The following is a 12260-nucleotide window of genomic DNA, read 5'->3' as shown; positions in this document are numbered from 1 at the left end:
GCATGCCGACGACCGTCCTGGTGGTCGATGACAGTCGTACCAAGCGCTACCTGCTGGTCAGTTGGCTGACCCGGGCCGGTTTCACAGTGCTGGAGGCCGAGAACGGCACCGAGGCGTTGGCGCGGGTCGAGGTGGACCGGATCGACCTCGTCGTCCTCGACGTCCGCCTGCCCGACCTCAGCGGCTACGAGGTCTGCGAACAGATCAAGGCCCGTCACCCGGCGATGCCGGTGATCCACGTGTCGGCGCACGCCGTGGACGTGGCCGACCGGGCCCAGGGGCTGACCCGGGGCGCGGACGCGTACCTGACCGAGCCGATCGAGCCGGAAGAGTTGATCGCCACCACCCGGGCGGTCCTGCGCTACTACCAGGCCCGGCAACGCGCCGAACTGCTCGCCGAGCGGCTGCTCGGCCTGGCCGACACGACGGTGGCGGTGCACGCCGCGCCGACCTTCGCGCGCCTGTTGGAGGCCGCCGCCGAGGGTGCCGCGCAGATCTTCAAGAGCCCGGCGGCGGTGATCGCCGAGACGTTCGACGGGGACTGTCTCGCCGGGATCTGCGCCGGCCCCGGCGCCCCGGCCTCGGTGGTGCCGTGGGTCGTCGACGACACCGGTGTGCCGACCGGCTCCACCGTCCGGGTGGAGGCTCCGGCGGACTGGGCGCTGGTCGACTGGCCGGCGGGCGACACGGTGACCGTCGCCGCCGCGAAGCTGCGCGAGGACCGGGCCCCGCTCTACGTGGTGGTTCCGACCGCCACCCAGACCGCTCGGACCCCGGTGCTCGTGCAGCTCGCGCAGGCGGTGGCCGCCGCCGTGGAGGGGCAGCGGTCGTTCGACGAGGAGCACCGGATCGCGGTGACCCTCCAGCGCAGCCTGCTCCCGCGCGGCCTGCCCGACGTGGCCGGGCTGGATCTCGCGGTGCGCTACGAGCCGGCCAGCGCCCAGACCGAGGTGGGCGGCGACTTCTACGAGCTGGTGATGCTCGACGGCCACCTGCTGCTGGCGATCGGGGACGTGGCCGGTCACTCGCTGCACGCGGCGACCGTGATGGCCGAGCTGCGGCACGCGGTGCGGGCGTACGCGGTCGAGGGGCACCAGCCCGGCGAGATCCTGCACCGGGTCAACGAGCTGATGCGCACACTGCTGCCGAACGAGCTGGCCACCCTCTGCGTACTGCTGCTGCACCCGCCGACCGGCCGGGTCCGGCTGGCCAGCGCCGGGCACCTCCCGCCGGTGCTCAGCATGGACGGCAAGGTCGAGTTCGTGCAGCACTCCGCACCGCTGCTCGGCGTCCGGGCGCCTCGCCCGCCCGACCTGGAGTTCGTGCTGCCGGCCGGGGCGACGCTGGTGTTCTACACCGACGGGCTGATCGAGCGGCGGGACGCGACGATCGACGAGGGGATGGCCGCGGTCGCCGCGATCTCCACCACCGTTGACGACGACCTGGACCGCTTCTGCGCCCGCCTGCTGGTGGAGTTGGCCCCGCCGGAGATCCAGGACGACGTGGCCGTCGTCGTCCTGCGCCGCCGCTGACCGTCAGCGCATCGACCGGGCGTACGCGGCGGGGGACACCCCGGCCACCGTGGTGAAGTCACGCACCAGGTGGGCCTGGTCGCTGTAGCCGAGGTCGGCGGCGAGGTCCGCCCAGCTCGGTGGCGTGCCGGCAGCCTGTTCGACGGCCTCCTGGAGCCGGTAGCGGCGGATCACCCACTTCGGCCCGACCCCCACGTACTCCAGGAAGAGCCGCTGCAACCGGCGGACCGGAACGTCGTGCCGCGCGGCGAGGTCGTCGACCCGCCGCACCGTCCGGTCGGTGCGGACGGCCTCGGCCAACGCGATGGCCTGCTCGGCCGCCGGGTCCGGTGTCGGCCCCCAGGCGGTGAGCAGGCCGTCCAGGGCGGCGCAACGCTCGTCGTCGGTGCCCGCGCAGACCGCGCCGGGCGGCATCGTCAGCCGCCCGGTGGGCAGCGGCACCCGCCGGCCGGTCAGTTCGCTCACGGGCCGTCGCCAGAACGTCTGGAAACCGCCGGGTCGGAACTGCACACCGCAGACCCGGCCGGTGCCGGTCAGCGTGACCCGGAACAGGTCGAGGCCCACGCCGGCGACCTCGCCGGACTCGGGCCCGTCACCGTCCTGCCGGAACACCACGTTGACCGCCGGGTGTGGCACGACCCGCTGCTCGAACGGTGTGCGCAACGCCCAGTCGATCAACCAGTAGTGCTCGACCCAGTGGCGTAGCGGCTTTGCCGGCAGGTGCCGTCGGAAGCGCACCTCGCGCAGCATGCGCGCGGGGTCGAGAATGCCCCGGCTGTCGCCACGCGGTCGCTGTCGCATTTGTTCAAGACCACCTTCATACGCTGGCCCTATGACCACTCAGACTAGCGATCTGCTGGCGGCTGCCGCGCCGCGAACCGTCGATGTGGTGCGGGGCATCACCGACGACCAGCTCGACCTGCCCACACCCTGCCGCGACTACCTGGTGCGGGACCTGCTCAACCACCTCTTCGAGGTGGTGGTCAACTTCCAGGGGCTGGCCGCGAAACAACCGGTGGAGTGGGCCGAGAAGCCCGACCACCTCGGTGACGGCTGGCGGGACCGGTTCGAGGTGGAGACCGATCGGTTGGTCGCGGCATGGTCGGATCCGTCCACCCTGGAGGGTGTGTCGCCGGGCATGGGCATGCCGCAGGCCGTCGTCGGCGGGATGGCCCTGCTGGACCTGACCGTGCACGGCTGGGACCTCGCCGTCGCCACCGGCCAGTCGTACCAGCCTGCCCCGGAGGCGGTGGCCGAGCTGCACGGCCTCGTCGAGCAGTTGGCCCCCACCGCCCGCAAGATGGGCGTCTTCGCCGACCCGGTACCCCACCCCACCCCGACCGACCACCCCGACCTGGCCCACCTCCTGACCCAGACCGGCCGCACCCCCACCTGGCCCACCCCAACCCCCTGAAAGCCCCCCACCCCCACCCCTCGTTCCGGTGATCAAGAGGTTTGCGTCAGATTGCGGCGCGTTCTTGACGCAAACCTCTTGATCACCGAGGGCCGAGGGGCGAGGGCCGGGCGTGGGGGCGGGGGTGGGGTTGTTGACTTGGGTATTCGCTGGGTGAATAGTGGGTGGCGTGTCTACGCCGCATGTTCTGCTCGGGTTGTTGGCTGCCGGCAGCCGGCACGGTTACGAGCTGAAGCGTGCGCATGACGAGCGGCTGCCGAGGGCCCGGCCGTTGGCCTTCGGGCAGGTCTACGCCACCCTGGGCCGCCTCGAACGGGACGGCCTGGTGGCCGCCGCCGGGCAGGACCGCGCGGGCGGGCCGGATCGCACGGCCTACGCGCTGACGGACCAGGGCCGGGCCACCCTGGACCAGTGGCTCACCACTGTGGAACCACCCATGCCGTACGTGGCCAGCACGCTCTTCGCCAAGGTCGTGGTGGCGCTCCTGGTCGCCGACGTCGACCGGGCCCGGTCCTACCTGATCGCCCAGCGCGCCGCGCACACCGCACGTCTGCGTGAGCTGACGACGGTGAAGGCCGACCCGGCCGCCACCCTCAGCGATGTGGTCGCCGCCGACTTCGCGATCTCCCATCTCGACGCGGACCTGCGGTGGTTGCACACCACCCTGGGCCGGGTCGCCGACTGGCACCGGGAGGTGCACCCGTGACGGAACTCCAGGCTCGCGGCGTGGTTCGGGCGTACGGCCCGACACCCGCGCTACGCGGTGTGACGCTCGACGTGGCCGAGGGCGAGATCGTCGCCGTCACCGGCCCGAGCGGCTGCGGTAAGTCGACCCTGCTGCACTGTCTGGCCGGGATCCTCCGCCCGGACGCGGGCGAGGTGACCTGGCGTGGGCAGCGCATCGACACCTGGTCGGAGGCGGCCCGGTCTCGGTTGCGGCGCACCGAGTTCGGGGTGCTGTTCCAGTTCGGCCAACTGGTGGCCGAGTTGACGGCGGCGGAGAACGTCGCCCTTCCCCTGCTCCTCGCCGGCACGGGGCGGCGAGAGGCACGGACGGCGGCACTCACCTGGCTGGAACGGTTCGGGGTGCCCGAGGTGGCTGATGTCCGGCCGGGTGAGATGTCCGGCGGTCAACAGCAGCGCTGCGCCACGGCACGGGCGCTGGTGACCGAGCCTCGGGTGCTGTTCGCGGACGAGCCGACCGGGGCACTGGACACGCTCACCGGCGAGCAGGTCCTCACCCAACTGGTCCGGCTCGCCCGTGAGCAGCGCACCTCCGTCGTGCTGGTCACCCACGAGCCGCGGATCGCCGCGTACGCCGATCGGGAGATCGTGCTGCGTGACGGCCTGGTCGACCACACCGGCCTGGGGCTCGACGTGCCGATGGTCGGCGGCGCCCGGTGAGACCGGCGACGCTGGTCCGCCTCGCGCTCGCCGGGAGCCGCACCGACGTCGCCCGGGTGGTGCTGACCGCCCTCAGCGCCCTGCTGGCGACCCTGGCCGGGCTCGCGGCGCTGACCGTGCTGGCCATCCCCACGCCGCTGGCGACGGACGAGAACCCGAACAGGTGGTCCGAGCAGTACCACAACGCGCTGCTCGAACAGCCGGGGCTGCGCGGCGGGACGGCGTTCGCGCTGCTCATGCTGATGGTTCCGGTGCTGGCGCTGGCCGGTCAGTGTGCCCGGCTCGGCGCACCGGCGCGGGACCGGCGGTTGGCCGCGATCCGACTCGCCGGGGCCACACCCGGTCAGGTCACCAGGCTGGCCGTGCTGGAGACCGGCCTGGCCGCCCTGCTCGGCACGCTCGCCGGGCTGGGTGTCCACCTGGTCGGCCGCGAGCTGCTGCACCGGCCGGACGCGCGAGGCCAACTGGCCCTGCCGACCGACGTGATGCCGTCGCCCGGGGCGGTGGCCGCCGTGGTGCTCGGTCTGCCGGTCGTCGCAGCGCTGGCCACCGTGCTGATGCTGCGTACGGTCACCACCACCCCGCTCGGGGTGAGCCGTAAGGCGGCCCGCGAACGCGGCCCCCGGCCGTGGGCGGGTTACCTGATCGGGCTCGGTGTGGTGTCGTTCGCGGCGGTCCGCCCGGTGTACGACCGGTTCGGCGACAACACCGCGATGCTCAGCCGGCTGGTGCCGCTGATGTTCGCGGTGAGTGCCCTCGCGGCGATGATCGGAGTGGTGATCGGCACCGGCTGGATCTCGTACCACTGCGGGAAGCTGATGCGGCGATACGCCCGTCGGCCCCCGGCCCTGCTCGCGGCGGGCCGGTTGATGGCCGACCCGTGGGCCGGCAGCCGCACGTTCGCGGCGCTGCTCGCTGCCCTGATCTTCGGCGGGGGTGCGGCCGCTCAGCGCGCCTACTTCGCCACCCAGGACCAAGTCGACCGGGAGCAGAGCCGGCTCGTCGGCGGGGCCCAGGTCCGCGACTCGTTCTACCTGTCCACGATGGATCTGGTCGACGCCGCGGTGGCGGTGGCCGTCCTGATCGCGGCGGGCGGGCTGATCGTCGCGCTGGTCGAGGGGATCGTCGCCCGGCGGCGGGCGTACGCCGCGTTGGTCGCCACCGGTGTGCCCCGCGCGGCGCTGAGCCGTTCGGTGGCCTGGCAGGCGTTGGCGCCGGCCGTGCCGGCGATCCTGCTCGCGCTCACCGTGGGCACCCTGCTCGGCCGAGGGCTGGTCACGGAGGTGTCCGCAGGAGGCGGGTCGGAAATGATCTGTGAGGCCACCGCGGCGCTCTGTGCCGACCCGGCCACCAGCGGGCAATACACCCGGATCGTGCACTTCCCCGAAGTTCAGCGAACCGTTCCCGTACCCCTGGAGCACCTGGCCTGGCTCGGCGCTGGTGGGCTGGTCGCGGTGCTGGTGACGGTCGGTGTCGGCCTGCTCTTCCTGCGCGCCAGCACGGCGGTGGACGAGCTGCGCACGACCTGAGCGATCCGCGCGGGCAGGTCAGGCGGTGAGCAGGCCGGAGGAGAGCGCGATGAGCGCCCCGACCACGGCCGAGCAGCAGCAGACGATGAGGCCGGCGACGATCGCGAGGATCAGCCAGACTCGACGATCCCGCGCCACCGCCGCCAGGCTCGGGCGGCCGGTGCCCTCGCCGGTTCCGCCGTCACCATCAGTAGCCGTCACTCCGGAAGTGTAGGCCCGACCTTCGTGTCGAAGGACGTCGGCGGGCCGCGCGGTGACTCCCGCACGACGGCCGACGCCACCTCGGCGAGGTGGCGCCATCCGGTCGCCCTGACACCCAGGCACCGGCGACCTGGGGTCGGTCAGGGCCCGGGTGGTGGTCCCCTCGACGGGAACCACCACCACGATCGAGCGCGGGTCAGGCGCGGCCGATCCGGTCCAGGATCCAGGCGTTGATGAACGCCTCCTCGCGCCAGGCGTCGTAGCGACCACTCGGACCGCCGTGCCCGGCACCCATCTCGGTTTTGAGCAGGTAGTCACCGTTCGGTGCGACAGCGCGCAGCCGGGCGATCCACTTCGCCGGCTCCGAGTAGAGCACTCGAGTGTCGTTGAGGCTGGTCACCGCGAGGATCGCCGGGTAGTCGACGGCGGTCACGTTCTCGTACGGCGTGTAGGACTTCATGTACGCGTACACCTCGGGATCCTCCAGCGGGTTGCCCCACTCCTCCCACTCGGTGACGGTCAGCGGCAGCGACGGGTCGAGGATCGACGTGAGCGCGTCCACGAACGGCACCTGCGCCACGATGCCGGTGAACGCGTCCGGCGCGAGGTTGGCGACAGCGCCCATCAGCAGGCCGCCGGCCGAGGCGCCCCGGGCCACCAGCCGGTCACTGGCCGTCCAGCCGGCCTTGACCAGGTGTCGGGCGCAGGCGACGAAGTCGGTGAAGGTGTTCTTCTTGGCCAGCAGCTTGCCCTGGTCGTACCAGCGCCGACCCAGCTCACCACCGCCTCGGGTGTGTGCCACGGCGAAGACCACGCCCCGGTCCAGCAGGGACAGTCGGGCCACCGAGAACCACGGGTCCATGCTGGCCTCGTACGAGCCGTAGCCGTACAGCTCGCAGGGTGCCGAGCCGTCCCGGGGCGTGCCGACGCGGCAGACCAGCGAGATCGGCACTCGGGTGCCGTCGTCGGCGAGTGCCCAGTCGCGGTGCTGCTCGTACTCGGCGGGGTCGTACGGCCGGCCGTCCGGGCCGGGCAGCACCGGCTTCTGCTTCCGCAGCACCATCTGCCTGGTGACCAGGTCGTAGTCGTACACCGAGTCGGGGGTGACCAGGGAGGAGTAGCGCAGGCGGACCTGCCCGGTGCGGTACTCCGGGTTGGCGTCCAGCCCGACGCTGTAGAGCGGCTCCGGGAAGTCGATGTCGTACGAGTCGTCGCTGCCGACCGGCAGGACCCGCAGCCCGGTGAGGCCGTCGGTGCGCAGCGACACCACCAGGTGGTTGGCGAAGGCGTCCACGGACTCCAACCGGGTGCCGGGGGAGTGCTCGATCACCGGCACCCAGTCGCCCGGTGTGTCCGCCGAGGTGAACGCCAGCGCGAAGTCCTCCGCGCCGTCGTTGTGCAGGATGAGGAAGCGGTGCCCGTGGTGCTCCACCGCGTACTCGACGCCCTGGCGTCGGGGGGCGATCACCGCGGGCGCGCCGGCCGGGTTGCCGGCGGGGATCACCAGCACCTCACTGGTCACCTTGCTGTGGATGTCGATCAGGATGAACTTCTCCGAGCGGGTCAGCTCCACGCCGACCCAGAACCGCTCGTCGTCCTCCTGGTGGACCACCACGTCGTCGGCGGCGGCCGAGCCGATGGTGTGCCGCCACACCCGGTTCGGCCGCCAGGCGTCGTCCACCGTCACGTAGAAGAGCACCGACGCGTCGGACGACCAGGCGGTGCCGTAGAAGGTGTCGGGCACCTCGTCGGGCAGCAGCTCGCCGGTGGTCAGGTCCTTCACGCGCAGGGTGAACCGCTCGTCGCCGGAGAAGTCGGTGGAGTAGGCCAGCCAACGGCCGTCCGGGCTGACGTCGAACGCGCCCAGCGAGAAGAAGTCGTGCCCCTCGGCCAGCAGGTTGCCGTCGAGCAGCACCTCCTCACCGTCGAGCGGGGCACCGTCGGCGCTGACCGGCGGGTCGGTCTCACCGTCGCGGACCGCGCGGCGGCAGTGCACCCCGTACTGCTGCCCCTCGACCGTCCGGGTGTAGTACCAGTGCCCGCCCTTGCGGGTCGGCACGGACAGGTCGGTCTCCCTGGTCCGCTGGCGGGTCTCTTCGAACAACGCGGCGCGTAGCTCGGCCAGGTGCGCCGTGCGCGTGTCGGTGTACGCGTTCTCGGCGGTCAGGTAGGCGATTGTCTCCGGATCGTCCTTGGCGGCGAGCCAGGCGTACTCGTCGATGACGGTGTCGCCGTGGTGGGTGCGCTCGCTGGGCACCCGCTTCGCCGCGGGCGGGGCAGTCTCGGTGGTCACGGCGGCCACGTTACCGGCCGGTGCCCGATGTGCGCCGGACCAGCGGCATCCTGATAGTCGTCACCACGTCTTTCGAACACATGTACGATAACCGCCATGGCGGCAGCAGCGAGTTCCCTCGGCCGGTCCGGAGCCCTCGAGATCACCCGACGATTGGCGGCCATCTGTGGCCCACCGTTCTCTCGGCTGGGCGGGCCGGCCGACGAGGTGGCCGGCCGTCCGGCGCGTTGGGTGGCCGTGCCGGGCGGTCCGCACGCCGCTGCCGAGGTGCTGCGGCTGGCCGCCACGCACGACCTGGCGGTGGTGCCCAGGGGCGCCGGCACCAAGATCGACTGGGGCGCCACGCCGGTGCAGGTGGACATCCTGCTCGACACCGGTCGACTGGCCGGCATCGGTCACGAGCCGGTCGGCGCGCTGGTGGCCGAGGTGGGCGCCGGCACCCCGTTGCGGGCGGTGCAGGCCACCCTGGAGCGCACCGGCCAGCGACTGGCGATGGACGCCCCGTCGCCGGGTGCGACGGTGGGCGGGGTGCTCGCCGCGGGCGAGGCGGGCCCGATCAGCCACCGCCACGGCAGCCCGTGCGACCAACTGCTCGGCGTCCGTTACCTCGCCGCCGACGGCGAGCTGGTGAGTGCCGGGGGTGGTGCGCCCGGTCTCGACCTGGCCCGGCTGCTCTGCGGCTCGCAGGGGGCGCTCGGTGTGCTGGTCTCGGCGAGCCTGCGGGTGCAGCCGGTTCCGGCGAGCCGACTGTGGGTGTCCCGTCCGGTGTGGACGCCGTTGGAGGTGCACGACCTGGTCCGGACGATCCTGGCCGCCCGACTGGAGCCGGCCGCCATCGAGCTGGACCTGCCCGGGGGCCTGCCCCGGCCGCGCGCGGCGTACCCGCCGGGCCACCCGGCGGCCACCGCCCGGGAGCGCCATCCGTCGATGTCCGGCCGGGCCGGAGCGCCGTCGCGGGCGGGCAGCCTGGTGGTGCTGTTGGAGGGCGGCCCCTCCGACGTCACCGAACGCGCCGAGCGCCTGGTCGGCCTGCTGCACGGGGAGGCCACGATCGCCCACTCCGCGCCCACGTGGTGGCGTCGATACCCGTTCGCGCCCGGCGACACCGCACTGCGCCTGGAGGTGCCGATCGGCGACCTGCACGCCGCCGTCTACGCGTTGCGCGACGCGGCCGGCGCGCCGGTGCCGGTGCGTGGCTCCGCCGGGCTGGGCGTGGTGCACGCGGCACTGCCCGGAGCCCTGGCCCCCGACCGGGTGGCGTCGATCCTGGCGGCCGTCCGAGGAGTGCTGCTGGCCCGGCAGGGCCGCTGCGTGGTGGTCTCCGCCCCGACGGCGGTCCGCCGCGCCGTCGACCTCTGGGGCGAGCTGGCCGGCCTGACCCGGCTGCGGGCGGCCAAGGAGCACCTCGATCCGGAACACCGGCTCGCGCCCGGGCGCCTCCCGGGCGGTCTGTGACCGGTCAGTCCCTCCACCAGGTGTGCAGGTCGGCTCAGGCTGCGGCGGGTCAGGTGGCGTCGTTGCGGAGCACCAGGACGGCGATGTCGTCCCGGGGCGGCTCGACCGAGAAGTTGATCGCGGCGGAGCGCAGCCTGGCGGCCACCACGTCGGCCGAATATCCCGCCAGGGGCGCTGCCGCACCCCGCAGGCGTTCGGTGCCGAACAACTCCCGGCCCCGCCGCCGCTCGGTGACGCCGTCGGTGTAGAAGATCAGCGAGTCGCCGGGCGCGAGGGTGATGTCCGCCGTCGGTGAGGTGATCGTGTCGAGGAGGCCGAGGGCGGTGCCGCCGGTGCCGACGAACCCCGCGCCGCCCGTGGCGGACAGCAGCACCGGTCGGTCGTGCCCGGCCAGGTGCAGTGACACGTCGAGCCCGTCGCCCTCGCCGGGCCCGACCGCCGCCAGCGCCAACGTGCAGTACCGCCCGCCGCCCCGCTCGACGAGCGTCTCGTTGAGCCGTGCCAACACCTCCGGCAACGGTTTACCGTCACCGACCAGAACCCGGATCACATCGCGGACCAACCCGGTCACCGCGGCGGCCTGGACGCCCTTGCCCGAAACGTCACCGATCACCACCAGCCACCGTCTGTCGGGCAGCGGCACCACGTCGTAGAAGTCGCCCCCCACCTCGGCGTCGTCGCCGGTCGGCACGTACTCGGCGGCGAAACCGATGCCGTCCACGACGGGAAGCGTCGGAGGCAGGAGGGACTGCTGGAGTGTCTGCGCCACCCGACGGCGCTCGGCGTGGATCCGCGCGTTCTCGATCGCCAACGCGGCCCGCCGGGCCACGTCCTCCAACACGGCCACCTCGTCCGGATCGTGCCGGTGGCGCTGGTGCCGCCCCACCGCCAGGGTGCCGAGCCGCTGCCCACGGGCGATCAGTGGGACCGCGAAACCCTCCATCGGCCCGCCCAGGGGGATCTGCGCCGCGCTGCGCGACGCCTCGCGCAGGCGGGCCTGGATCGAATCCGGCCCGGTCTCCGCCAACACCTTGTGCAGTTGCGGAAGCGTCGACTCGTCGGCGTGGCTGGCCGCCGCCAGCCGCAGCCGACCCCACTCGTCGGTGGTGTGCACCGCGCACCACTGGCCCAGCCGCGGCACCACCAACTGCGGCACCAGCGCCATGGTCAGGTCGACGTCCAACGACTGGGCGAGCAGTTCACTCGCCTCGGCCAGGAACGTCAGCCACACCTGTCGACGGACGTCGGCGCGGCGCAGTCGGTCGTTCTCCAGGTGCAGCGACAGACGCTCGGCGGTCAGTACCGCCAACGGCCGGGCGTACGCCGACGGCGCGGCGTCCAACTCCAGCTCCCCGGCGTACGGGCGGTGCACCGTCAACGGCACCCGGAGCAGCTCACTGTCGGGGCGGGGTGGTCGACCGAAGCGGGCCAACACCTGCCGCCCCTGCCCGTCGCCCCGGTCCAGGCGGATCGTGCCGCCGGCTGCGCCGACCATCTCGGCGACCCGGCTGAGGAGGCTGGTGGCGAAGTCGGGCAGAGGGTCGTCCGCGTACAGGTCGGGCGCGGTCTGCATGAGTTCGCTCATCGCGCTGGCGCTCGGCGCGGACTTCTCCGTGGTCGTACCGGGGCCGGCGCTGGTCGGTGCCGACGCGCCACCGGCGACGTCCTCGGCCGACGACTCGACGCCGGGGCGGTCCAGCCGGAACCAGACGCCCTTCCCGGTGGGCAGGTAGGTCGTGCCCCAGCGGCTGGCGAAGTGGTCGACCAGCAGGAGGCCGCGACCCCGCTCGGAGACCTCGTTGATCTCGGCGGAGTCGTTGCGGGTGCCGACGGTCAGCTCGTCGCCGGAGCCGGGGGCGAAGTCGAGGACGGTGACGGTCAGCCCGATCTCGTCGGCGACGACCTCGATGTCCAACTCGGTGCGGGCGTGCTCCACGGCGTTCGTGGTCAGCTCGGTGGTGAGCAGCAGTGCCTCGTTGACCAACTCGTCCAGGTGTGACTCGGTCAACACCGAACGGACCACGGCGCGGGCGGCGGCCGGGGTACGGCGATCCGCGGGCAGCCGGACACGCCGGACCGCCCCGTCCCGGGCTCCGTTCGTCGCCGTCCCCGCCTCGGCTGACACCCCCGTATCCTCTACCGTCCCCCTGCCGGGTGCCAAGCCGATCACCCTCGCGAGCCTTGCGCGGGCCAAGAGAGCAACCGAGCCGTGTCCGGACTGCGCCTCGGCGTGAGCGCCCGTACGGAACAGGCATTCCGGGCCCGTCGGTCACCTCTGCGAGGTCTGCGGTGGGCCGTGCCCGATCCAGCGTCGTCGAGGCGGTCCCGATGGCGATCCCGGCCACCTGGCGGGTCGCGCACCCTGGCACTACGGCTCGCGCGGGCACAATATGGGGTGCCGGTGTGTCCGCACGGACCGGTGCCCCCGAGTT

10 protein-coding genes are annotated in these 12260 nt (G+C 72.9%); 6 read left to right on the top strand and 4 right to left on the bottom strand.

What is annotated here, in order from left to right; genetic code table 11:
* Positions 1–2: 2 nt before the first annotated feature.
* Positions 3–1532: a SpoIIE family protein phosphatase gene (locus O7617_RS10700; RefSeq protein ID WP_282263204.1), complete on the top strand. Its 1530-nt coding sequence runs from the start codon at positions 3–5 to the stop codon at positions 1530–1532.
* Positions 1533–1535: 3 nt separating this feature from the next.
* On the opposite strand, the gene O7617_RS10695 is transcribed toward O7617_RS10700, so the two are convergent.
* Complete coding sequence (locus O7617_RS10695) at positions 1536–2333, bottom strand: AraC family transcriptional regulator (RefSeq protein ID WP_282263203.1); 798 nt, start codon at positions 2331–2333, stop codon at positions 1536–1538.
* A 31-nt stretch (positions 2334–2364) separates the two neighbouring features.
* Here O7617_RS10695 and O7617_RS10690 point away from each other — a divergent pair, with 31 nt between their 5' ends.
* The 4 genes from O7617_RS10690 (at position 2365) to O7617_RS10675 (ending at position 5879) form a co-directional block, all read left to right on the top strand.
* Positions 2365–2946 (top strand): TIGR03086 family metal-binding protein, encoded by a 582-nt coding sequence (locus tag O7617_RS10690; protein WP_282263201.1) that lies wholly within the window; start codon positions 2365–2367, stop codon positions 2944–2946.
* A gap of 169 nt (positions 2947–3115) precedes the next feature.
* Positions 3116–3652 (top strand): PadR family transcriptional regulator, encoded by a 537-nt coding sequence (locus O7617_RS10685; RefSeq protein WP_282263199.1) that lies wholly within the window; start codon positions 3116–3118, stop codon positions 3650–3652.
* A complete protein-coding gene (locus O7617_RS10680) occupies positions 3649–4350 on the top strand; it encodes an ABC transporter ATP-binding protein (RefSeq protein ID WP_282263198.1) in 702 nt (233 codons plus the stop codon). Before O7617_RS10685 ends, O7617_RS10680 begins: the two co-directional genes overlap by 4 nt.
* Positions 4347–5879, top strand: coding sequence for an FtsX-like permease family protein (locus O7617_RS10675; protein WP_282263197.1), 1533 nt, complete (start codon positions 4347–4349; stop codon positions 5877–5879). The genes O7617_RS10680 and O7617_RS10675 overlap by 4 nt, the downstream gene beginning before the upstream one ends.
* A gap of 18 nt (positions 5880–5897) precedes the next feature.
* Here the strand turns inward: O7617_RS10675 and O7617_RS10670 are convergent, their stop codons facing one another.
* Positions 5898–6080: a hypothetical protein gene (locus tag O7617_RS10670; RefSeq protein WP_282263196.1), complete on the bottom strand. Its 183-nt coding sequence runs from the start codon at positions 6078–6080 to the stop codon at positions 5898–5900.
* A gap of 196 nt (positions 6081–6276) precedes the next feature.
* Positions 6277–8373, bottom strand: coding sequence for a S9 family peptidase (locus O7617_RS10665; protein WP_282263194.1), 2097 nt, complete (start codon positions 8371–8373; stop codon positions 6277–6279).
* 96 nt (positions 8374–8469) lie between these two features.
* On the opposite strand from O7617_RS10665, the gene O7617_RS10660 reads away from it, so the two are divergent.
* Complete coding sequence (locus O7617_RS10660) at positions 8470–9828, top strand: FAD-binding oxidoreductase (protein ID WP_282263193.1); 1359 nt, start codon at positions 8470–8472, stop codon at positions 9826–9828.
* A gap of 49 nt (positions 9829–9877) precedes the next feature.
* Here the strand turns inward: O7617_RS10660 and O7617_RS10655 are convergent, their stop codons facing one another.
* Positions 9878–11953, bottom strand: coding sequence for a SpoIIE family protein phosphatase (locus tag O7617_RS10655; RefSeq protein WP_282263191.1), 2076 nt, complete (start codon positions 11951–11953; stop codon positions 9878–9880).
* Between the last annotated feature and the right edge of the window lie 307 nt (positions 11954–12260).

This window comes from Micromonospora sp. WMMD1155 (assembly GCF_029581275.1).
Lineage (GTDB): Bacteria > Actinomycetota > Actinomycetes > Mycobacteriales > Micromonosporaceae > Micromonospora.
This window is presented reverse-complemented; position numbering and strand designations above follow the sequence as displayed.